This window comes from Micrococcus flavus (genome assembly GCF_014204815.1).
In the GTDB taxonomy this organism is placed as follows: domain Bacteria; phylum Actinomycetota; class Actinomycetes; order Actinomycetales; family Micrococcaceae; genus Micrococcus; species Micrococcus flavus.
Map to the genome: position 1 here is coordinate 1320867 of NZ_JACHMC010000001.1, position 21869 is coordinate 1342735.

Below are 21869 nucleotides of genomic sequence, written 5' to 3' on the forward strand. Positions count from 1 at the left end.
CGGGCGGATCCGGGAGGGATCGGGAACGGGCCGGAGGGGAGCCGGCCGGAGACGTCGAGGACCATGCCACAGAGTCTCTGTGAAGATTTTGCGTGATGACTCATCTCTTCTTTTCCCGTGCAGGGCCGGGGGCCCGGAGTGGACCAGGTGGCCGGCGGCCTGAATCCGGTCGCACTCGGCCCCCCGGCATTGACCGACCCGCCCCGCACCCACGTACCGTCCGGGACATGTCGATCACCTCCCTCCTCACCGGTCGCGCGACGGCCCTCCTCCCCCTGCCCGCCCGTCTGGCCCTGACGTTCGGTCCCCGCGCCGTGCGTGCCTACGGCGACTGGCGCAGCAAGAAGGGCCGTGCGGCGGCCGCTTCGAAGCTCGGCGGCCGGGTCCCGCGCCGCGGCGCGCAGCAGCGCGGCCGTGCTGCCTCGCGTCGGAACGGCTTCCCGTGGGGCGTGGGCCTCGGGGGCGTCGCTCTCGGCGCTCTCAGCACCGCGGCGGCGCTCCTCGGCGGGAAGGCGCTGAAGGAGCACTCGTCCCGCGGCACCCGCACCGAGATCGGGTCCACCGGTCAGACCCTCGTGACCCGCGCGGACACCACCACGGCCGCCCCGGTCACGCGCACCGTGATCGAGCACCCCGGCCACTGACCGGTGGGGCGGCGGGCCGTACGCCCTGCGAAGAGCCCACTGTCACACCCGCCGTCCGATCCGGACCTCACCACTACTGAAACGAACTGGTGAGGACACACCCTCACCGGCCCCGCCGACGAGCGCGTGAGGGTGTGTCCTCACCAGTTGGTGTCCGCGAGAGGGAGGTGGGGGGTCAGTGCTGGCAGACCATGCAGCGGTAGAGCTTGCGGGCCGCCATCTCCTCCACCACGATCGTCTCGCGCCGGCACACGAGGCACGCCTGCCCCTGACGCTTGTACACGTAGTACGACGGCCTGCCACCCCCGGGGGCGGCGGCCCGGTGCTCCCGGGTCGTGCTGACGATCCGGCCCAGGCGCACCCCCATGCGCATCAGCTCGCCGTTGTCCCGGTAGAGGGCAGTCAGGCGCTGCTCCCCCACCTCCCGCGCCGGAGTCCACGGGTCCAGGCCCGCGCGGAACAGCGACTCGGCGCGGAAGATGTTGCCGACGCCCGCCACCATGGACTGGTCCATCAGCACCGCGCCGATGGGCCGCCTCGTCCGGGACGCACGGTCCACGAAGGCGTCCGGGGCGTCGTCGTTCAGGGGGTCCGGGCCGAGCCGTGCCAGGAGGACGTCGGCCTCCTGCCGCGTGAGCAGCTGGCACGCGGTGGCCCCGATCAGGTCCGCCCACCCGTGGACGGTCTGCAGGCGCAGCCGCACGGTGTCCCGCGGGGCGGGGGCCACCAGGGCGGGCACGCGCGCGGCGGAGACCCCGCACACGAGCTTCTCCTGACCCGAGCCCGGAGCCGGACGGGGATCGTCGTCGTCGGCGTCCCCGATCTCCACTCGGTCGCCCAGGCCGGGCAGCTCGCGCTCGCCGATCCGCCGGGGCGCGCCGATGGAGGAGGCCGCGGTGAACGTCCTGTCCCCGCCGAAGCTCACGGCCCCGTACAGGCCGAGGTGGATGTGCAGCACCCGCCCGCCCTCGATGTCGGCGAACAGGTGCTTGCCGTGCGCCCACGCGCGCTCCAGGACGCGGCCGTCGATGAGCGCGGCGCCCTCGGTGAAGCGGCCCTGCGGGCTCGACGCCCGCACGCGTCGCCCGCCGAAGACGTCGTCCACCTGCCGGGCCAGACGGTGCAGGGAGTGCCCCTCAGGCACTCACATCACCACCTCGCCGGTCTGCTCGTACGCGGCGATCTTGCCGATGCGGCGCACGTGGCGCTCGTCCTCGGAGAAGGGCTCGGCCAGGAACGCCTCGATGAGCGCGGTGGCCTCCTCGATCGAGTGCTGCCGGCCGCCGACGGCGACGACGTTCGCGTCGTTGTGCTCGCGGGCGAGCTTCGCGGTCTCCAGGTTCCAGGCGAGCGCCGCACGGATGCCCTTGACCTTGTTGGCGGCGATCTGCTCGCCGTTGCCGGAGCCGCCCAGGACGATGCCCAGGGAGTCCAGCCCCTCGGCACGCTCCGCGGCGACGGCGCGGGCGGCGTTGATGCAGAAGCCCGGGTAGTCGTCCAGGGCGTCGTACTCGGCGGGGCCGTGGTCCACCATCTCGTAGCCGGCGGCGGTCAGGTGCGCCACCAGATGGGCGGAGAGCTCCATCCCGGCGTGGTCGGTGGCGATGTGGACGCGCATGGGGGCTCCTGTCGGCGGGAGGTCGTGGGGTCCGGGCCAGTCTAGTGAGAGGCGCCCACGGGGATCGGACGGGCACCCTCGTCCTGGGGCCTGGGTGTGCCGGGTGGCACACTGGTGTCCACTGTGCCGTGGCCCCCATCACACGGGCCCGGCGCGCACCACCCGTCCAACACCCCAGGAGGAACGTCCCCGTGACCACCGCTGCCGCCATGAACATCACCCGCGAGGAGGCCGCCGCCCGCGCCGCGGCCCTGACCGTGGAGTCCTACCAGGTCGCCCTGGACCTCACCCGCGGCGCGGAGCACTTCGGCTCCACCACCACGGTGACCTTCACGGCCGCCCCCGAGGCGGTGGGCACCCGCACCTGGATCGACTTCGTCTCCTCGCAGGCCCCCGAGGTCACCCTCAACGGGGAGCCCGTGGAGATCACGGACTTCGACGGCGCCCGCCTGGAGATCGGCCCGCTCGCGGCGGAGAACATCCTGGTGGTGGACGGCCTGGCCGACTACACCACCACCGGCGAGGGCCTGCACCGGTTCGTGGACCCCGTGGACGACGAGGTGTACCTCTACTCCCAGTTCGAGGTGCCGGACTCCCGCCGCATGTTCGCGGTGTTCGAGCAGCCCGACCTCAAGGCCGCCTTCGCCTTCACCGTGACCGCGCCGGCGCACTGGGCCGTGGTGTCCAACCAGCCGACCCCCGAGCCGCGGACCCTCGGCGTCGTCGAGACCCCGGAGGTGCCCGCCGGCGTCGACGCCGCCGTGTGGGAGTTCACCCCCACCCCGCGCATCTCCTCCTACATCACGGCGCTCGTGGCCGGGCCGTACAAGTCCACGCACTCCGAGCTGACCAGCGCCGACGGTCGCACCATCGCGCTGGGCGCCTACTGCCGCGGCTCCCTGTTCGAGCATCTGGACGCGGACGAGGTCTTCGACCTCACCCGCCGCGGCTTCGAGTTCTTCGAGGCCCAGTACGGCCACCCGTACCCGTTCGAGAAGTACGACCAGCTGTTCGTGCCGGAGTTCAACGCGGGGGCCATGGAGAACGCCGGCTGCGTGACCTTCCTGGAGAACTACGTGTTCCGCGGCACCGTCACCGAAGCCGTCCGCGAGCGCCGCGCCATCACGATCCTCCACGAGCTGGCCCACATGTGGTTCGGCGATCTGGTGACCATGAAGTGGTGGAACGACCTGTGGCTCAACGAGTCCTTCGCGGAGTTCATGTCCACGCTGGCCGCGGCCGAGAACACGGAGTACGAGGGCGCGTGGACCACGTTCTCCTCGATGGAGAAGAACTGGGCCTACCGCCAGGACCAGCTCTCCTCGACGCACCCGATCAAGGCGCAGATCCGCGACCTGGACGACGTGCTCGTGAACTTCGACGGCATCACCTACGCCAAGGGCGCGTCCGTGCTGCGCCAGCTGGTGGCCTGGGTGGGCCAGGAGAACTTCATGGCGGGCGTGCGGGCCTACGTCGAGCAGCACGCCTGGCAGAACACCGAGCTGCCGGACCTGATGTCCCAGCTCGAGGCCGCCTCCGGCCGTGACCTGTCCGAGTGGACCCGGCTGTGGCTGGAGACCTCGGGCGTCAACACGCTCCGCGTGGAGGTGGACACGGACGACGCCGGCACGATCACCTCCCTGCGCCTGCGCCAGACCGCGCCGGACGGCTCCCCCGCCGCCCCCGGCGACGACGTGCTGCGACCGCACCGGATCGCCGTCGGCTTCTACGACGTGGACGAGTCCGCGGGCCGCCTCACCCGCACCGCGCGCTTCGAGCTCGACGCGGCGGGCGAGGTCACCGAGGTGGTCGAGGCCGCCGGGAAGGCCCGGCCCGCGCTGATCCTGCCCAACGACGACGACCTGGCCTATGCCAAGATCCGCCTCGACGACGCCTCGTGGGAGACCGCGGGCGCGCGCCTCGCGGACGTGGACTCCTCGCTGGCCCGTACCCTGCTGTGGGGCGCCGCCTGGGACACCGTGCGCGACGGGGAGGCCTCCGCGGCCTGGTTCACGGACCTCGTGCTGACGAACATCGGCGCCGAGCAGGACTCCACGGTGGTCCAGACGCTGCTGCGCCAGCTGGCCACAGCGATCTCCCAGTACCTGCCGGAGGAGCGGTCCGCCGAGGTCCGCGCCGACGCCGCGCGTCGCCTGGAGGCGCTGCTCGACGGCGCGGGGGCGGGCTCCGACCAGCAGCTGCAGTTCCTCAAGGCGTTCGCGCTGCACGCCCGTGAGGACGCGCAGCTGGACCGGCTGGCGGACGTGCACGGCCGCCGCGCCGAGGTGCCGGGCCTGGACCTGAACACCGACCTGCGCTGGGAGCTGCTCACCGCGCTCGTGGCCGCCGGCCGGGCCGGCGAGGAGGAGATCGCGGCGGCCGAGGCCGAGGACGCCACCGCCACCGGCGCGCTCGCCGCCGCGCAGGCCCGCGCCGCCGTCCCGACGGCGGAGGCCAAGCGGGCCGCGTGGGACCAGGTGGTGGCCGGGGAGCTGTCCAACATGACCCAGCGGCAGGTGCTGGTGGGCTTCCAGCGCGCCCACGACCCGGCGCTGCTCGCCCCGTTCGCGGACGCCTACTTCGACGTCATCGAGCAGGTGTGGGGCTCGCGCTCCCATGAGATGGCCGAGACCGTGGCCGTGCTCGGGTTCCCCGGCTCCCAGGTGAGCGAGGAGACCGCCGCCCGCGCCACGGAGCTGTCGGATCGCGTGCGGGAGTCGAACGCCGGCCTGGCCCGCACCGTGGCGGAGTCCCGCGACGAGATGGCCCGGGCACTCAAGGCCCGCGCCGCGGCCTGAGCCGGGCGGACCGGAGGGCTCACCACGGGTGGTCGTCGCTCCACCCGTGGTGAGCCGCTCCGCCGTGCCACGCCCGGCTGTGGGGCGGTGCCGCCATGCGTCCTGCCCGCTCCCGGTCCCCGTCGAACAGGGCCCTCGAGAGCCAGGAGACGGCGTTGCGCCATGCTCCGTCCTCGTCGAGTCCCTCCTCATGGGCTCGGGAGCTCCGCAGCTGCGCCACCTCGAAGCCGAGTGACGTGGTCTCCAGGGCCTCCCGCAGCTCGTCCAGGACGTCCGCCGGCATGCGGTCGGCGGCGTCCACGACGGCGTACGCCACGTGGGCCCGGTGCGTGGCCGCCAGACCCTCCCACCCGTGGTGGTGGTGCTCCACGACCTCCACCGGACGCACCGGGTCGGGCTGCAGCAGGGCCTTCCGCCAGTCGTGCTCCCCCGAGTCCAGCAGGTCACCGAGCCGGGACAGCGCCAGCTGGCCGGCCAGGTGGCGCTCGTGCGGCGGCAGGAGCATACGCGCCCGCTGGTGGATGCTCGACACGCCCCGGCCGATGCGCTCCGCCACGTGGACGGCCACGGTCGAGTCGACGACGGCCTCGGCCAGGGCCTCGAAGTCCGCCATGTCCCAGGGCAGCCCGTGGCGTGCGGGCCGCAGGGGCGACGCCGGGTGGGCGTCCGTCGTGATGGTCATCTCGTCCCCTCCTGACGTGGTGTGTGCGCCCCATCATGACCGCGTCCGAGGGGCGTCCCGCTGCCCGTCCACAGCTGGATCCCTGTGCAGGAGGGGACAGCGGCGTCGGCGGCTCCCCCTCGTTAGGCTGGCGGGCATGAAGCACACCTTCGCCCTGCGCGCCGAGTGGATCGGCGACCGCGGCACCGGCACCTCCGGGGTCCGCGACTTCGACCGGTCCGTCGTCCTCCAGCACCCCGCCGTCGGGGAGATCCAGGCCTCCGCGGCTCGGCCGTTCCGCGGGGACGAGACGAGGTGGAACCCGGAACTGCTCCTGCTCGGCGCCCTCGCGCAGTGCCACGTGCTCTCCTACCTCCACGCCGCTGCCACCGCCGGGATCGTGGTGACGGGCATGACGTGCGGCGCCGAGGGCACCCTCGAGGTGGACGCCGACGGCGCCGGCCGCTTCGCCTCGATCACCCTCACCCCCGCGGTGACGCTGCAGGACGAGGCCGACCGCGAGCGCGCCGATGCGCTGCACGCCGAGGCGCACCGCATGTGCTTCATCGCCAACTCGGTCAGCGCCCCCATCGAGGTCCGCACCCGGCCGGCGGATCCGGCCCCGCGCCGCTCCGCCGCCGATGACGCCGCCCGCTCCCTGCCCGACCACTCCGCCCGCCTCGGCGCCCCCCTGGCCGTGCTGCGGCCGCGCGTCGCCAACCCGCCCTCGACGGTCACCGGCCTGACGGACCGACCGACCGAGGTGGAGCCCGTGGTGGGCACGGCCGCGCCCGGCGCACCCGCCCCGGCCGCGCCGGGTCAGGCCACGAGCTTCTACGAGGCCGTCGGCGGACACGCCACGTTCGAGAAGCTCGTGCACACCTTCTACGCCGGCGTGCGTGAGGATCCGCTGCTGGCACCCATGTACCCGGCCGACGACTGGGAGGGCTCCGAGGAGCGCCTGCGGATGTTCCTCGAGCAGTACTGGGGCGGTCCGCGCACCTACGCGGAGCGGCGCGGCCACCCGCGGCTGCGGATGCGCCACCTGCCCTTCACCGTGGACCCGGCCGCCCGGGACGCGTGGCTGAGGCACATGCGCGCCGCCGTCGACGCCGTGGACCTGCCGCCGCTGCACGAGGCCGAGCTCTGGGACTACCTGGAGCGCGCGGCGCACTCCCTGGTCAACTCCGCCTGACGCGGCCCTCGCCGCTCCGCCCCGTCACAGGGCGACGGCGGAGCGCCCCAGGACGAATCCGCCCGGGGTGTCCAGGCGGGTCCACGGGCCGGCCGTGCTGAGACGCGCCCGGCCGCCGGGGCGCAGGAAGCCCAGGGCGTGCGCCCCGAAGGCCATCCCGGCGGGGAAGGCGATGTCGCCGCCGAGCGTCGGGCCCCACATCCGGGCCCGGACCTGGCGGACCACGGCCTCGCCCGCGTCCTGCGGCAGCGCGGCCCGCACCGCCTCCATCCCCTTCTCGGCCACCTCGATGAGCTCGTCGTCGGACACCTCGGCGCGCACCGTCCAGCCGGCCCGGGGCGGGGTCAGCGCCGTCCAGGCGGCCTGCTCGCGGGTGGGCGGGAGGGCGAGGTCGAGGGACACGGGGTCCTGCGCACGCATGCGGGCCGTGCGCTCCGTGATCGAGCCCAGCGGGACCACCACGTCCAGGTCCTCGACGCCCGCCGCCGTCGTCAGCCCCACGGTGCGCAGGCCGAGCACCACCGGCACCCCGTCCCCCAGCCCCTGCGGCTGGAGCACGGACACCCACTGGGCGAGCATGGGCGTGCCGCTGCGGCCGGCCCGCGGGACGACGTGCAGGCGCATCCCGGTGTCGGCCACGCGGCGGGCGCGCTGGGCGAGCTGGTCGAGGTCGCGGACGGCACGCTCGTCGGTGAGGCGGAGGACGAGGGCATCGGTGGAGGCGGGCTGCGCGGACATGCCACGATTGTCCCAGGTCCGGCACCGGCCGGCCCCGCCCCCGCGCGCGGCGGGGCGCCGTCGCAGCGAAGGACCCGCATGAGCCCCCAGACCCCGGAACGCCCCGCCACCGCCCCCGAGGACCCGACCGAGGCTCTCCGGGGCATCCTGGACCTGAAGGACGCCGGGACCGACCCGGTCACCGGCGAGCCCCGCTTCGAGGGCACCACGCCGCGCCAGGTCGGAGGGCGCGTGTTCGGCGGCCAGGTGCTGGGCCAGTCGCTCGCGGCCGCGGCCCGCACGGTGGACGACGGGCGACCGGTCCACTCCCTGCACGGGTACTTCATCCGCCCCGGCGATGCGCGGCGGCCCATCACCTTCACGGTCGAGGACCTGCGGGACGGCCGCTCGTTCTCCGTGCGCCGCGTCCTGGCCTCCCAGGAGGGCGAGGCCATCCTGGCGATGACCTGCTCCTTCCAGGATCCGGCCGAGGGCCTGGACCACCAGGTCGCCATGCCGGAGGGCGTCCCCGCCCCGGAGGACCTGCCCTCCACCGCGGACATCCTCGGGCACATCAAGCACCCCATGGCGGAGGAGTCGGCCTGGCACCGGCCCTTCGACATCCGCCACGTGACCCCGGCCCTGTACCTGGACCCGCCGGCCGAGGCGGAGAGCGTGAACATGGTCTGGATGCGCACGTTCACACCGCTGGCCGACGATCCGCGGCTGCACGTGGCCGCCCTGGCGTACGCCTCGGACTACACGCTCCTGGAGCCGGTCCTGCGCCGGCACCGCCTGGTCTGGACCCAGCCGGACATGTCCATCGCGTCCCTCGACCACGCCATGTGGTTCCACCGCCCCGCTCGCGTGGACGAGTGGCTGCTCTACGTGCAGGACTCCCCGAGCGCCCAGGGCGCCCGCGGCCTCGGCCGGGGGCACGTCTTCACCCGGGACGGGGTCCTCGTGGCCACCGTCGCCCAGGAGGGCATGCTGCGGCTGCCCACGGGACATGCCGCCACGGCCGCCCGGGCCAAGGACGTGGCCCAGCGCGCGGCTGTCAAGACCATCCTGCGCCGCACCTGGCGGCGCTGATGCGCCGGCCACGCCCTCGCCCCGGCACGACGACGGCCCGCCCCCTCGGAAGGGGACGGGCCGTCGTCGTGCGCCCGGGGGCACGCGGGGCGGGCTCAGTCGCGGGTGAGCTTGCGGTGCGTCACGCGGTGCGGGCGGGCGGCCTCCGGGCCGAGGCGCTCGACCTTGTTGGCCTCGTAGGACTCGAAGTTGCCCTCGTACCAGTACCAGTTGGCCGGGTCCTCCTCGGTGCCCTCGTACGCCAGCATGTGGGTGGCGGTCCGGTCGAGGAACCAGCGGTCGTGGGAGACGACGACGGCGCAGCCCGGGAACTCCAGCAGGGCATTCTCGAGGGAGGTCAGGGTCTCCACGTCGAGGTCGTTAGTGGGCTCGTCGAGCAGGATCAGGTTGCCACCCTCCTTGAGGGTGAGCGCCAGGTTCAGCCGGTTGCGCTCACCGCCGGAGAGCACGCCGGCCTTCTTCTGCTGGTCCGGGCCCTTGAAACCGAACGCGGACACGTACGCCCGCGAGGGCATCTCCACGTTGCCGACCTTGATGTAGTCCAGGCCGTCGGAGACGACCTCCCACAGGGACTTCTCCGGGTCGATGTTCGACCGGGACTGGTCCACGTAGGAGATCTTCACGGTCTCGCCGATCTTCAGCTCGCCGCCGTCGAGGGGCTCGAGGCCCACGATCGTCTTGAACAGCGTGGTCTTGCCGACACCGTTGGGACCGATCACGCCGACGATGCCGTTGCGGGGCAGGGAGAAGGACAGGCCGTCGATGAGCGTGCGGTCGCCGAAGCCCTTCTTCAGGTCCGTCGCCTCGATCACGACGTTGCCCAGGCGCGGACCCGGCGGGATCTGGATCTCCTCGAAGTCCAGCTTGCGGGTCTTCTCCGCCTCGGCGGCCATCTCCTCGTAGCGGGCCAGACGTGCCTTGGACTTGGCCTGGCGGCCCTTGGTGTTGGTGCGCACCCACTCGAGCTCCTCGGAGAGGCGCTTGGCGAGCTTGGCGTCCTTCTTGCCCTGCACCTCGAGGCGCTGGCGCTTGGTCTCGAGATACGTCGTGTAGTTGCCCTCGTACGGGTACAGGCGGCCCCGGTCGACCTCGCAGATCCAGCCGGCGACGTGGTCCAGGAAGTAGCGGTCGTGCGTCACGGCGACGACGGCGCCCGGGTAGGAGGCCAGGTGCTGCTCGAGCCACTGCACGGACTCGGCGTCGAGGTGGTTGGTGGGCTCGTCGAGCAGCAGCAGGTCCGGCTTGTTCAGGAGCAGCGCGCACAGGGCCACGCGGCGCTTCTCACCGCCCGAGAGGTGGGAGACCTGAGCGTCCGGCGGCGGGCAGCGCAGGGCGTCCATCGCCTGGTCCAGCTGGGAGTCGATGTCCCACGCGTCGGCGGCGTCGATGTCCGTCTGCAGGGAGCCCATCTCCTCCATCAGCGCGTCGAAGTCCGCGTCCGGGTTCGCCATCTCCTCGGAGATCGCGTTGTAGCGCTGGATCTTGCCGTAGATCTCCCCGACGCCCTGCTGGACGTTCTCGAGCACGGTCTTGTCCTCGTCCAGCTTCGGCTCCTGCATGAGGATGCCCACGGAGTAGCCCGGGGACAGCCGGGCCTCGCCGTTGGAAGGCTCATCGAGCCCGGCCATGATCTTGAGGATCGTGGACTTGCCGGCGCCGTTGGGGCCGACCATGCCGATCTTGGCCCCCGGGAAGAACGACATGGTGACGTCGTCCAGGATCAGTTTGTCGCCCACCTTCTTGCGGGCCTTGACCATCGTGTAGATGAATTCCGCCATGCGCCCCAGGCTAGTCGCTGGCCCCGGCAAACCGGTCATCGCGCCCCGTCGGCCGGGCCGGGCCCGCGGCGGACGGGGGCGCCGAGCGCCCCGGCGCCCCCTCGCTCACGCGGCGGCCGGCTGGACGGCCTCCTCCTCGACCGTCCCGCGGTCCCGTCCGCGGTCCGGATCCGCGCCGACCGCGGCCTCATGGGCGTCCCCGCCGCGGAACGCCTCCGGCAGCTCCCCGCCGAAGCCGTCGTCGCCCGGGCGGGCGGCGTCGTCCCGGTCCTCCGCGGCGGTCCCACCCTGCCCCGCCGGGCCCTGGCCCTCGGAGCGCCCGGGGCGCAGGTTGCGCATGAAGGCGGAGGACCCGTAGCCCAAGTCGAGGCCGACGGCGTCGGCGACCACGTCCACGGACGTGCCGGAGCGCTCCTCGGTGCTCCAGTCCCGCACGCGCAGCCGGCCCGTGACGATGACGGGGTTGCCCTTCTTCACGGACTGGGCGGTGTTGGCGCCCAGCTGGCCGAACGCGGAGACGCTGTACCAGTTGGTGTGGGCGTCCACCCACATGCCGGCGTCCTTGTCGAAGCGGCGCTCCGTGGTGGCCAGGCGGAAGCCGACCACGGCGGCCCCGGAGGCGGTGTGTCGGGTGGCCGGGTCCGTGGCCACGAACCCGCGGATGGTGATGGTGTCCTGCATGGCGGTCCCTCCCTCGCTCCGCCGCGGGCCCGTGCCCGGGCGGTCGGTCTCGGCGGATCGGGCGACCCGCCTGGTCCCATCCCACCCGCCCCGGCCCCTCACCGCGCCCGGATCCAGCCCCGCGGTGGACGGGTGGGCGCCGACGGTCGCCTGTGCAGGGGAGGCCGGCCGGTAGACTGGCGCGGCCCAGCCCCAGTAGCTCAGCTGGACAGAGCAGCGGCCTTCTAATCCGCCGGTCGGGGGTTCGAATCCCTCCTGGGGCACTCCCGCGCGTCGACGACGTCGACGACCCCGCCACCGAGGAGGCTCCCCTGGACCGCGTGCGCGCCTGGCTGAACCGGCCCCGTCCCGAGGTGCCGGCGGTGCGGGTCAGCCGTCGCCAGGGGCTCCAGCTGGGACTCGTGCTCGCGCTGTCCGCGGCGCTCAGCACCACCCACTCCTTCCTGCGCTACGCGACCTACGAGGCGAAGGGCTACGACCTCGGCATCTTCGACCAGGTGGTCCGCCAGTACGCCCTCCTGAACGCCCCGCTGAGCTCGGTGAAGGGCGTGGACTTCCACATCCTCGGCGACCACTTCCACCCGATCCTGGCCCTGCTGGCACCCGCCTACTGGATCTGGCCGGACCCCCGGATGCTGGGGATCATCATGGCCGCCGCCCTGTGCCTGGCCGCCGTCCCCGTCTACCTCTTCGCGCGCCGCCGCGTGGAGCACGGCTGGGCCCTGACGGCCGCGGCCGCGCTCCTGCTGTCCTGGCCCTTCCAGGCGATGGTGAACTGGGACTTCCACGAGGTCACCCTCGGCGTGCCGATCCTGGCCTGGCTGGTGTGGGCGATCGACGGCCGGCGTCCCTGGCTCGCGCTCGGCCTCGGGGTCCTGCTGCTGACCGTGCGCGAGGACATGGGCATCACGCTGTGCGCGGTGGGTCTGGTGTTCGCGCTGCGCCGGCACTGGGTGCAGGCCGGGCTCGCGGTGGTGCTCGGCCTGGCCGGCTACTGGTTCGCCACCTCCGTAGTGATCCCCCACTACTCCCCGACGGGCGGGTTCGGCTACTGGCAGTTCCAGGCCCTCGGCCCGGACATGGGCTCCTCGCTCCTGACGATCCTCACCCGGCCGTGGGAGGCCGTGGCCGCGCTCGTGGACCACCCCCTCAAGCTCGCGCTGTGGCTGCTGCACCTCGTTCCCCTGCTGCTCCTGCCGGTGCTGAGCCCGCTGACGCTCATGGCACTGCCGATCCTGCTCTCCCGCCTCTGGAACGACCGCCTCAACGTGTGGGCCCCCGTCTACCAGTACGACGCGATCCTGGCCCCCGTCCTCCTCATGGCGGCCCTCGAGGCGGCCGTGCGCCTGGCGGACCGCCTCCCCGCTCTCCGCCGCCTGCCGCAGGTCCTGGTGGCCTGGGCGCTCGCGGTGGCCGTCGTCGGCACGGCCTTCTTCCCCCAGGTGTTCCCGTACCACCGGACCCTCACCGGGGACATGACGGTCACGCAGCATGCGCGGGACCTGGCCCATGCGGTCTCTCTCGTCCCGGACGACGTGTGCGTGGAGGCCGCCGACAACGCCGTGCCGCACCTCACCGCGCGCACCCACGTGGGCCTGCACGGGGACATCGGGGACGAGCTGTCCACCTGGATGATCGTCGACACGTCGGTGGAGGAGCTCGGCGGCTGGGACCCGCTCACCCCCGCCCAGGCGCTGGAGCGCGCCGATCGGCTCGGGTTCGACGTCGTGTGGGCCGAGCGCGACGTCGTCGTGCTCCGCCACCCGACGCGGGGGGTCTCCCCCGTGTGCTCGACCTACCTCGAGCACCGCTGAGGCCGACCCCGCCCGGGGCTCAGGCCCGCTGCAGCCCGCGGCCGGCCGGCGGGAGCAGGAACCGGTCCTCCGCTCCCGTGAAGACGCCCGCGCCCGGGTCCTCGGCGACGCCGGAGGGCAGCGGATCGACGCCGTCCGCGAGCGCGGCGCGCCGCACCGGGTCGCGGGAGGGGTCCAGGATGTCCCGCACCACCGTGGCCATGATCCAGACGAGGGCCAGCACATGCGCCACGATGCCGGAGGCGTACCAGCCGGTGATCCACCAGGCGCCGTCCGCGAAGGCGCCGCCGGAGGTGATGCGCGCGGACTCCATCCACACGCCGCCCCAGTGGTAGACCTCGACCGCCTGCCAGATCCAGAACTGCCGCCACCGCGGGTTCGCCAGGACCACCAGCGGGATCAGCCACATCACGAACTGCGGGGAGTACACCTTCCCCCAGATCAGGAACGAGGCCACGATCAGCAGGCACAGCTGGGCCACCCGGGGCCGGTGCCGGGCGGCGACGCCCAGGTAGGCGATCGCGGCGCAGCACAGGGCGAACATCCCGTTCTGCAGGGTGGAGAACGTGGAGCCGGACCACCCGGTCCAGGACAGGGCCAGCCACGTGGAGGAGAAGGAGACCTCGCGGTCACCGGAGAAGGTGTAGAACCGCGACCACTGGTCGAACGCGGTGAGCATGAAGGGCACGTTCACGGCGAGCCACGCGGCCACGCCCGTGCCGAGCGCGGCGAGGAATCCGCGCCACCGGCCGGTCCGGACAGCCAGCACCAGCAGCGCCCCGTAGAAGAACAGCGGGTAGAGCTTCATGGCGGCGCCCAACCCGATCAGCAGGCCGGAGAGCACCGGCCGGTCCTCGGACCAGGCCCACAGCGCCAGGGCGGCCAGCATCACGGCCCACAGGTCCCAGTTCAGCAGGGACGTCAGGATGATCCCGGGGGCCACCGCCACCAGGAGGGCGTCCTTGGCGCGCCCGCGGGCCGTGTACGCCGTGGCCGCCACGGTGACCATCCAGCACAGGGTGACGCCGATCGCGTTGATGTCGAAGTACGCCACGGTGCGCTCGTGGAGGGAGCCGTCCGCGGGCACCAGCCAGGAGGTCACGCCCGCCACCACGGCGAGCAGGGCGGGGTACTCCATCCACTGCTCCTCCGGCAGGGGCGTGTAGAAGGGGAAGTACCCCTCGGCGAGCCCGCGCGTGGGGAACAGCTGCGCGAAGTCGGAGTAGCACATGTGCACGTGCACGTCCGGGGCGGCCCACCCGTTCAGGCGGCACCACTGCTTGGTGAGGAGGGCGACGACGGCGGCCACCGCCGTGACGGCGATCAGCAGGCCGATCCACCGCGGGGAGGGACGGCCGGTGGGGCGAAGTGCGGCGGTGCGGGGACGGGAGCTCACGGGTCTCACTCCTGGACGGTATCGGCGGGGCGGGCGGGGGCGGACATGGGCTCCCGGGGCTCGATGGTCTCATCCGGGGGCGCGCCCCGGCCGCGAGGGAACACGGCGGCGGTCGCGGGGTCGCCGCGCACGATCCAGGCTGCGGCGCCCAGTGCCGCGGCGGCGGCGACCGCCCGGACGAGCCACAGGGGCAGCCACTGCGCCACGGAGAGCTGGTCCACGACGCCCACCGCGGCCAGGACCAGGACGGCGGCCGCCGTCACCCACCCGAGCCACCGCGGGTGGTCGGCCGGGCCGGGCAGCGGGCGCGGGGCGCACGCCAGCAGGGGCAGCACCCACAGCAGATACCACGGCTGGACGATCGGGGCCGCCAGGATCGCCACCACGAGGACCGCCGCGGACGCGGCCAGCGGCTCGGGGGCGCGGCGCCGGAGGGCCAGCCCGGCGGTGAACGCCAGGGTCACGGCGGTCAGGGCCGTGTAGAACCAGCCGGCCACCTGCCGGGCCGGCAGCGGGGAGACGGCGTCGACCGCCCAGCCCAGGGCCAGGCCCACGAGGCCGGCCGGGGCGTACGGGAAGGCCGCGTCGCCGCTCGTGGTCATGGCGCGCACCCACCCGAACCACAGCCCGGAGAGCGCGCCGAGGACCGTCAGCACGGCGAGCGCCGCCGTCGCCGTGGTGATCCACGGCCCCAGCCGGCGGGTGCGCCGCATCCGCGGGGCGCCCGGCCGGAACGGCGCCGCCCCGGCGGGCAGGAGCAGGCCCACGAAGGGCAGCAGGAGCGCGGTCAGCGGCTTGATGGCCACGGACAGGGCCACCAGCACGATCCCCCACAGCGCCGTCACCCGGCGGCGCGGGGCCCGGACCATGAGGGCGAGCCCCGCCAGGAGCAGGCCCACCATCAGGGCGTCGTTGTGGGCGCCGGCCACCATGTAGAGCAGGAACAGCGGATTGGCCGCCACCACCCACACCGCCCACGGCCCGCACCGGCCGCCCGGCGCGGCCAGGCGCGGCAGGGCCCACACACACAGGCCCAGCCCCGCGAGCGCGAGCAGCCGGAACGCGGTGACGGACAGCTCGACCTGGCCGCCGGTGACGTGCCAGATGCCCTCGGCGAAGAGCAGGAACAGGGGCCCGTACGGGGACGGCGACTCGGCCCACAGCGAGTCGGCGCCCTGCATGAACCAGCCGGACAGACGGGACACGCCGCTCTGGTACGGGTCCAGGCCCAGGGAGAGCAGCCGGCCCTGCTGGAGGTAGGAGAACACGTCCCGGGAGAAGATCGGCAGCGCGAGCATCAGGGGCGCGGACCACAGCCACGCGGCCCGCGCCGGCAGTCCGGCGTGCTCCTCCCAGCGGCCGTCCAGTGCCCGGCCCAGCCGCAGCCACGCCCGCACCAGGCCGAACGTGCCCAGGGCCAGCAGCACCGCGCACGCGAGCACGCCCGGCAGTCCGGTACGCAGCGGCACCAGCAGGGTGGAGCCGGAGAACGCCGACGACGGCGTCATCGGCAGCCAGCCCACGCCCCACGAGGCCGCCATCACCGCCAGGGACGCCACGAGCCCCGCGCGCACGGTGCCGCGCGGGTCGGGCCGGGCCCGTCCCCGGGGCCGGGCCGTCGACCCGGCGCCCGACGGGCGGCTCATCGCGGCCCCGGTGCGCGGCCGGCGTCGTCGGCGTCCGTCACGCGGACCACCGGGTGGGGTCGGATGTGGACGGCGTCGTCGGCGGGGCGCCGGCGCAGGCGGCGGACGCCCTCGCGCAGGGCGGGACGCACGTGCCAGTGGTCCTTGATGAACCGGCTCGTGCGCCGGTCCACCACGAGGATCCACACGAGGCTCAGCGCGGAGACGGCCAGGGAGATCGCCTCCACCTCACCGGCCACATCCAGGAACTGCCACGTGAACAGCTGGTCGGAGGCGCCGAAGGCCAGGAAGTAGCCCACCGTGAACACGATCCACTTGACCTGCCAGTTGTCCCGGATGCCGAGCACGGCGAAGAAGGGCAGGAGCCACAGCAGGTACCACGGCTGGATGATCGGCGAGAGGACCACCAGCGCGGTGAACGCCCACGTCATGCGGGTCAGTACCCGGTTCTGGGGGCCCATGAACATGAGCACGAGGACGATCAGCACGGACAGCACGCGCCCGGCCGTCTTGTAGACCCCCTCGATCGCCTGGAGGTCGGGCTCGCCGCCGGTGAGGGCCACCAGGTTCTCGGTGGCCTTGGACAGCATGCCGATCGGCGCCCAGACCACGGTGCCGGATCCCGTCCCGGCCATGACGGCCACCCAGCCGAAGCCGAACCCGTTCAGCACGCCGACCACGGCCATCAGCCCGAAGGACACGGCCGCGGTCACACCCCAGAACACGAACCGTCGCGGCCAGTCCGCGTGCGGTCCGGCCCAGAGCAGGCCGATGAAGGGCAGCAGGACGAGGGTGATCGGCTTGACGCCCAGGGACGCCGTCACCAGCACGACGCCGGCCAGGCCCCACGCCGCGCACGCCCACGCCGGCTGCGGGCGGCGGGGGCGGCCGGCGCGCAGCGCGCACCACACGCCGGCCAGCGCCAGGCCCACCATGAGGGCGTCGTTGTGGCCGGAGGCCACGAAGGAGATGGTGAACAGCGGATTGGCCGCGGAGACCCACTGCGCCCAGGCCCCGTTGACGCCCAGGCGCCGGGCCAGCAGCGGCACGAACACCATGGTGAGGACGACCCCGGCCACCGCGACGAGCCGGAAGAGGAGGATCGCCAGGTCCGGGTCCGTGTCCCCGGAGATGCGCACGACCGCCTCCTCGATCCAGAGGAACACGGGGCCGTAGGGGGTCTCCGAGTCCGCCCACGTGGCGTCCGCGCCGAGCTGGAACCAGTTGGACAGGGAGGAGATGGCGTCCTCGTACGGGTCCTGGCCGGCGACCATCAGCCGTCCCTGGCCCACGTACGCGAAGATGTCCCGGCTGAAGATCGGCAGCGCGACCACCATGGGCAGACACCACAGGGCCGTCGCCAGGTTCACGAGCCGCAGCGCCCCGGGGCCGAACGGCCGCAGGGTCTGGCCGAGCCGCAGCCAGGCCCAGAACATCACCCAGCAGCCGAGGGTCAGCAGGACCGTCCCGGCGCGCACGCCGGACTCCTGTGTGCGCCACGGGATGAGCCACTCCCAGCGGTTGATGGGCGAGGCGGAGGCCAGCCAGCCGACGCTGAAGGAGCCGGCCACGAGCAGGAGGGAGCCGATCAGGCCCACCGCCACCGGCCAGCCGGGGCGGCCCGCGGTCTTCGGGTCGGTGCGCAGCCCGCCGACGCCGATGTACTCGAGGCGGGACGGCGTGGACCCGGACGGCGAAGAGGCCGGCACGCTCATGCGGCGGTGTCCTTCCATGGGCACGTCGGGGCCCCGTTCCGGGGCTCCCGGGAATCTACCACCGGTGCCCGCGAGTAGCCTGGGCGCCATGAGCGAGACGAGCACCCCCGCACAGGACGCCGCCCCCCTGGTCTGGATCGACTGCGAGATGACCGGCCTGGACCCGGACGTGGACGAGCTGGTGGAGGTGGCGGTGCTGATCACCGACGCGGAGCTGAACGTGCTGGACGAGGGCATCGACCTGGTGATCCGCCCCTCCGCCGCCGCGGTGGCGCAGATGGACCCCTTCGTGCGGGACATGCACACCTCCTCCGGCCTGATCGAGGAGTTCGAGGACGGCATGGCCCTCGACGACGCCGCCGCCCGCGTCCTCGCCTATCTCACTGAACGCGTCCCCGCCGGCAAGGCCCTGCTCGCGGGCAACTCGGTGGGCCAGGACAAGCTCTTCCTCTCCCGGTACATGCCGGAGGTGGTGGCGCACCTGCACTACCGGATCGTGGACGTCTCCACGGTCAAGGAGCTGGCCCGCCGGTGGTACCCGCGCGCCTACTACCAGGCCCCCGCCAAGACCGGCGGCCACCGCGCCCTCGGGGACATCAAGGACTCCATCACCGAGCTGCGCTACTACCGGGCCGCCGTCATGGTCCCCGCCCCCGGCCCCACCACGGACGAGGCCCGCGCCATCGCGGAGGTGGTGTCCGGGGCGCAGGCCTGAGCCGGCACCCCCGGCCCCGCCGCCCCGATTCGGCGCTGCGCGGGATCTCATGTACTGTGGACCCCGCTGCGTCGCGCGGATCCGTCCGTGTGAAGCAGGCGTGGTGGGCGTAGCTCAGTCGGCAGAGCGTCTGGTTGTGGTCCAGAAGGTCGCGGGTTCAATCCCCGTCGCTCACCCCAGATGGGTCAGGTTTGAACTTTCGACTAAGGGTCCGCCCTTAGTCGGGGTTCGGGCCTGGCCCAACTTTTTTGCCTCGGCGGCCCAGATGAGCGCGTCGGCTTGCAGCCCTTCGACGCTCAGCCCGTCGTACGGGGTCTTGTACCCGACTCGCACGTCGTTGTCCTCGTCAATGTAGATCGCCCTGAACAGAGCCTGGTTGCACAGCCGCCGGTTGGCATCGTCTCGGCGGTCGCGTAGAGATCGCCAGCGTTCGACAGCAGGGTCAGTGAGTCATCGAGGTTCGCCCGAGCGAACGCATACTCACCGTGGTGCGCGTCGATCCGGTTCTGGATCGTCTCCAACGAAGCAGTGATCCGATCCTACTCTCGCTTGAGCAACTCCAGCGAGACAGCGCCCGCGTAGTGAGCGCGGAGTAGTTTCTCCTGCTCGTCTTCGAGCTGGGTACGACGTGAGGCGAGGTCGGCAAGTTCCGCAGCACCCTCGGACATCATCTCGTCGAACCGGGCGTGCAACATCGACGACAGGGCGTGCTTGGTCTCTGCGCTGATCTGGACGTGTTCGTAGAACCGATCGACGAGGCGCTCAACCTGCTCGATCAGCATCGCCTGCCGGGTGCAGTCGCCCCGGCCCGCGTGCCTACTCGCGCACACGAAGTATGGATAGATCGTGCCCTGGCTGCTCTTCGCTTTGCATACGATCAGTCGCGAGCCGCACTGCCCGCAGAACACCGTGCCTTTCAAGTAGTGCTTGTGCACCTGGGTGGCGTCGGCCGCTGTCTGATGGGTGCCGAGAACGGTCTGCACCTGATCCCACACCTCGTTCGGCACGAGCGGATCGTGAGTTCCGGCGTAGGTGACACCCTGGTACCGGACACAGCCCTTGTAATACGGATTGGTAAGCATCCGGTGCACCTATGACTTTCCGATGGGCCGAGAAGGTCGCCGCGGTGACGGCGCCGTCGTCAGCCCGCGAGCCACCAACTCGTGTTGAAGCTGGCTCGTTGACCAGTCGCCCTCGCATCGGTACCGGACGATCCATCCTCGGCCACACCGAGACAGCCGACGTAGACGAAGCCATCGGATACGCCGTTCGACGCGGAGCGGAACGGATCGTGTTGTTCGGCTGGTCGATGGGCGCGGCCATCGCTCTCCAGCTCGCCGCCCGCCCGCGCCACGACGGGGTCATCACCGCCCTCGTCCTCGACTCACCCGTCCTCGACTGGACCGAGATTATCAAGGCCAACTGCGCCCGCAGCGGCTTACCGCCCGCAGCGGGGGTCCTCGCCATCCCTTGGCTCACCGTCGGCCCGTTCGCGAGCATGGTCGGGCTGCCCGAGTCGATTCCGCTCCGGCAGTTCGACTGGATCACCCGAGCTGCTGAGCTCACCACGCCCACACTGATCCTTCGCGGCGCACGAGACAGCTCGGCCCCGTTGCGACTCTCACGAGCGCTCCGGCAGCGGCGCCCCGAACTTGTGACGCTACAAACTTTCGATGCCGAACACACGCTCGCGTGGAACTCCGACCCTGCGCGCTGGCAGGCGGTCGTGAGCGGCTGGCTCACCTCGCAGCTACCGAGCTGACGAACACCGGAGCGCGCTGGTTCAGATCGGCCACGCCCGCACAAACCCGGTTCAAACCGTAGCCGCCCCGGTAGACTTCCTGTAGTCGCCCCGTCCGGGGTCGCACCGCGCAAGGGAGGATCGACGTGGCTGAACCGTGGCTGTCCGCAGACGACATCGCCGCCCACCTCGGGATCACCAAAGACACCGTCTATACCTGGATCGCCGAGAAAGCCATGCCCGCCCACAAGGTCGGTCGCCTCTGGAAGTTCCAGGCAAGCGAGATCGACGACTGGGTGCGCCGAGGCGGCGCAGCCGCCGACTCTCACCCATCGCCGCCAGGGTGATCTTTCCGCTCGATTTGAGCCGCTGCTGACACTTTGCCGGTGGTATCCCATATCCTGATCCACTGCCCAAAACCGGAAGGAGGCACCAGATGAATGACATCTCCCAACATCAGGACCGCTACGCGCTGTCGTTCACGAGTGGCGCCCTCCTGACCCGAGAAGCGGTGATCGCTGCGCCTCTCTACCTTGAAGCTCGTGACTGGGGAATCGTCCGAGAGCGGCTCCGTACTGAGAACCTGCTCCAGGCGCGAACCAGCTCGTCCGGGTTTCGGCTGGCGCGCGAGGTTGCGCAGCGCCTGGCTGCACTCACCGACGACGAGTTGGAGTTGCTGAGAGATACGAGCCCGAGCGAGCGCGGTCACTTGATGTGGGTGGCGGCTTGTCGCCACTATGCGCTCATCGGTGACTTCGCCGAGGAGGTCGTGCGGGAGCGGTTCCTCCTGTTCACGCCAGCGCTGGGCTACGGGGACTTCGACAGCTTCGTACATGGGAAGACGCTCTGGCACCCGGAACTCGCTGAGGTGAAGGACTCCACGTTGCAGAAGCTCCGATCGACGGTGTTCCGAATGCTGACGGAGGCGGGGCTGCTCGCTAACGGCGAGATCGTCCACGCCACCCTGTCCGAGCGCGTCCGCGAGGCGTTCGAAGCCCAGACACCGAGCGACGTTCGGTTCCTCCCGACCCGAGACAGCAAGGAGGGTGCGCTGTGACGCCGAGCGAACTCACTCACCAGGAAGAGCACCTGTTCGCGGTGCTCAGCGGCGAGCGCTTCCTCAAGATGGAAGGCCTGTCGAACGAGGTCCCGTTCTTCATCTACCCATACGAGCCCGAGCACGCCCTCGACGTAGCGAAAGCGAAGAAACGGGTCAAGAACCGACTCGCCAGCAAGGGCATCGAGGTCCGCGAGATCAACCTCTATGACCTGTCGGTCGACGTACTCAAAGAGCGCGGCGACTGGGACGAGGTTCTCGAAGTGGAGTCCGACCTCGACAAGGCGGAGTTCACCGAGATGCTGCAGGCAATGCTCAACCCACAGCAGCATCTCGCGCCCGCGATCCGAGACCGGCTCGCTGATGGTGGGTTCGACATCGTGTTCCTCACCGGGATCGGTGAGGTGTTCCCCTATATCCGTTCCCACAACGTGCTGAACAACTTGCAGAGCGTCGTTGTGGGCAAACCGATGCTCATGTTCTTCCCCGGCCGCTATGAGCAGTCCGACACTCTCGGCTCGTCGCTCGTGCTGTTCGGCAGGTTGAAGGACGACCAGTACTACCGCGCCAAGAACATTCTGGAACAGGAACCGTGACCGTC

The 21869-nt window shown here is 72.0% G+C and carries 20 protein-coding genes, 2 tRNA genes and 1 pseudogene; 13 read left to right on the forward strand and 10 right to left on the reverse strand.

Annotation, left to right across the window (positions count from 1 at the left end; all coding sequences use genetic code 11):
- Nucleotides 1-227: 227 nt before the first annotated feature.
- Nucleotides 228-644 carry a hypothetical protein gene (locus BJ976_RS06125; protein ID WP_135027939.1) on the forward strand — a complete coding sequence of 139 codons (417 nt, stop codon included), beginning with the start codon at nucleotides 228-230 and terminating at the stop codon, nucleotides 642-644.
- Between the two features lie 175 nt (nucleotides 645-819).
- Here BJ976_RS06125 and BJ976_RS06130 read toward each other — a convergent pair whose 3' ends face one another.
- The gene (locus BJ976_RS06130) at nucleotides 820-1788 is read right to left on the reverse strand and encodes an Fpg/Nei family DNA glycosylase (protein ID WP_135027941.1); all 969 of its coding nucleotides are present in this window, start codon (nucleotides 1786-1788) and stop codon (nucleotides 820-822) included.
- Complete coding sequence (locus tag BJ976_RS06135; RefSeq protein WP_135027943.1) at nucleotides 1789-2262, reverse strand: ribose-5-phosphate isomerase; 474 nt, start codon at nucleotides 2260-2262, stop codon at nucleotides 1789-1791.
- 209 nt (nucleotides 2263-2471) lie between these two features.
- Here BJ976_RS06135 and pepN point away from each other — a divergent pair, with 209 nt between their 5' ends.
- Nucleotides 2472-5060, forward strand: coding sequence for an aminopeptidase N (pepN, locus tag BJ976_RS06140; RefSeq protein WP_167736893.1), 2589 nt, complete (start codon nucleotides 2472-2474; stop codon nucleotides 5058-5060).
- Nucleotides 5061-5079: 19 nt separating this feature from the next.
- On the opposite strand, the gene BJ976_RS06145 is transcribed toward pepN, so the two are convergent.
- Nucleotides 5080-5742: a hypothetical protein gene (locus BJ976_RS06145; RefSeq protein ID WP_135027947.1), complete on the reverse strand. Its 663-nt coding sequence runs from the start codon at nucleotides 5740-5742 to the stop codon at nucleotides 5080-5082.
- Nucleotides 5743-5878: 136 nt separating this feature from the next.
- Between BJ976_RS06145 and BJ976_RS12015 the strand changes: the two are divergent.
- Together BJ976_RS12015 and BJ976_RS06150 are read left to right on the forward strand one after the other, a co-directional pair.
- Nucleotides 5879-6313 (forward strand): annotated as a pseudogene (locus BJ976_RS12015) (OsmC family protein); the annotation flags it as partial.
- A 183-nt stretch (nucleotides 6314-6496) separates the two neighbouring features.
- Entirely contained in the window at nucleotides 6497-6916 is a 420-nt protein-coding gene (locus BJ976_RS06150) for a globin (protein WP_229667175.1), read from the forward strand.
- Between the two features lie 24 nt (nucleotides 6917-6940).
- Here BJ976_RS06150 and BJ976_RS06155 read toward each other — a convergent pair whose 3' ends face one another.
- Nucleotides 6941-7654: a DUF8185 domain-containing protein gene (locus BJ976_RS06155; protein WP_135027951.1), complete on the reverse strand. Its 714-nt coding sequence runs from the start codon at nucleotides 7652-7654 to the stop codon at nucleotides 6941-6943.
- Between the two features lie 78 nt (nucleotides 7655-7732).
- Here BJ976_RS06155 and BJ976_RS06160 point away from each other — a divergent pair, with 78 nt between their 5' ends.
- Nucleotides 7733-8725: an acyl-CoA thioesterase gene (locus BJ976_RS06160; protein ID WP_135027953.1), complete on the forward strand. Its 993-nt coding sequence runs from the start codon at nucleotides 7733-7735 to the stop codon at nucleotides 8723-8725.
- A 95-nt stretch (nucleotides 8726-8820) separates the two neighbouring features.
- Here the strand turns inward: BJ976_RS06160 and ettA are convergent, their stop codons facing one another.
- Entirely contained in the window at nucleotides 8821-10503 is a 1683-nt protein-coding gene (gene ettA, locus BJ976_RS06165; RefSeq protein ID WP_135027955.1) for an energy-dependent translational throttle protein EttA, read from the reverse strand.
- A 105-nt stretch (nucleotides 10504-10608) separates the two neighbouring features.
- Nucleotides 10609-11184, reverse strand: a complete 576-nt coding sequence (locus tag BJ976_RS06170; RefSeq protein ID WP_135027957.1) for a single-stranded DNA-binding protein — start codon at nucleotides 11182-11184, stop codon at nucleotides 10609-10611.
- Between the two features lie 189 nt (nucleotides 11185-11373).
- On the opposite strand from BJ976_RS06170, the gene BJ976_RS06175 reads away from it, so the two are divergent.
- Nucleotides 11374-11447, forward strand: a tRNA-Arg gene (locus tag BJ976_RS06175).
- Nucleotides 11448-11504: 57 nt separating this feature from the next.
- On the forward strand, nucleotides 11505-12998 hold the full coding sequence (locus BJ976_RS06180; RefSeq protein WP_229667077.1) for a DUF2079 domain-containing protein: 1494 nt from the start codon (nucleotides 11505-11507) through the stop codon (nucleotides 12996-12998).
- Nucleotides 12999-13017: 19 nt separating this feature from the next.
- Here BJ976_RS06180 and BJ976_RS06185 read toward each other — a convergent pair whose 3' ends face one another.
- Genes BJ976_RS06185 through mptB (BJ976_RS06195) form a run of 3 tightly spaced genes read right to left on the reverse strand, consistent with a single transcriptional unit; the run spans nucleotide 13018 to nucleotide 17755 of the window.
- Nucleotides 13018-14394: a glycosyltransferase family 87 protein gene (locus BJ976_RS06185; protein WP_135027959.1), complete on the reverse strand. Its 1377-nt coding sequence runs from the start codon at nucleotides 14392-14394 to the stop codon at nucleotides 13018-13020.
- A gap of 5 nt (nucleotides 14395-14399) precedes the next feature.
- Nucleotides 14400-16040, reverse strand: a complete 1641-nt coding sequence (gene mptB, locus BJ976_RS06190; RefSeq protein WP_167736881.1) for a polyprenol phosphomannose-dependent alpha 1,6 mannosyltransferase MptB — start codon at nucleotides 16038-16040, stop codon at nucleotides 14400-14402.
- A complete protein-coding gene (gene mptB / locus BJ976_RS06195; protein WP_167736883.1) occupies nucleotides 16037-17755 on the reverse strand; it encodes a polyprenol phosphomannose-dependent alpha 1,6 mannosyltransferase MptB in 1719 nt (572 codons plus the stop codon). Before mptB (BJ976_RS06195) ends, mptB (BJ976_RS06190) begins: the two co-directional genes overlap by 4 nt.
- 88 nt (nucleotides 17756-17843) lie before the next feature.
- Here mptB (BJ976_RS06195) and orn point away from each other — a divergent pair, with 88 nt between their 5' ends.
- Nucleotides 17844-18470 (forward strand): oligoribonuclease, encoded by a 627-nt coding sequence (orn, locus tag BJ976_RS06200; protein WP_135027961.1) that lies wholly within the window; start codon nucleotides 17844-17846, stop codon nucleotides 18468-18470.
- Between the two features lie 103 nt (nucleotides 18471-18573).
- A tRNA-His gene (locus BJ976_RS06205) sits at nucleotides 18574-18649 on the forward strand.
- Nucleotides 18650-19009: 360 nt separating this feature from the next.
- Here BJ976_RS06205 and BJ976_RS12020 read toward each other — a convergent pair.
- Nucleotides 19010-19552, reverse strand: coding sequence for a recombinase zinc beta ribbon domain-containing protein (locus BJ976_RS12020; RefSeq protein WP_229667079.1), 543 nt, complete (start codon nucleotides 19550-19552; stop codon nucleotides 19010-19012).
- An 11-nt stretch (nucleotides 19553-19563) separates the two neighbouring features.
- Here BJ976_RS12020 and BJ976_RS06215 point away from each other — a divergent pair, with 11 nt between their 5' ends.
- The 4 genes from BJ976_RS06215 to BJ976_RS06230 all read left to right on the forward strand — a co-directional run bounded on the left by BJ976_RS06215 (nucleotide 19564) and on the right by BJ976_RS06230 (nucleotide 21864).
- The gene (locus BJ976_RS06215) at nucleotides 19564-20232 is read left to right on the forward strand and encodes an alpha/beta hydrolase family protein (protein ID WP_229667081.1); all 669 of its coding nucleotides are present in this window, start codon (nucleotides 19564-19566) and stop codon (nucleotides 20230-20232) included.
- 125 nt (nucleotides 20233-20357) lie between these two features.
- Entirely contained in the window at nucleotides 20358-20558 is a 201-nt protein-coding gene (locus tag BJ976_RS06220; protein WP_135027965.1) for a helix-turn-helix domain-containing protein, read from the forward strand.
- A gap of 89 nt (nucleotides 20559-20647) precedes the next feature.
- Nucleotides 20648-21268 carry a DUF1819 family protein gene (locus BJ976_RS06225; RefSeq protein ID WP_135027967.1) on the forward strand — a complete coding sequence of 207 codons (621 nt, stop codon included), beginning with the start codon at nucleotides 20648-20650 and terminating at the stop codon, nucleotides 21266-21268.
- Entirely contained in the window at nucleotides 21265-21864 is a 600-nt protein-coding gene (locus BJ976_RS06230; protein WP_135027969.1) for a DUF1788 domain-containing protein, read from the forward strand. The genes BJ976_RS06225 and BJ976_RS06230 overlap by 4 nt, the downstream gene beginning before the upstream one ends.
- Nucleotides 21865-21869: the final 5 nt, after the last annotated feature.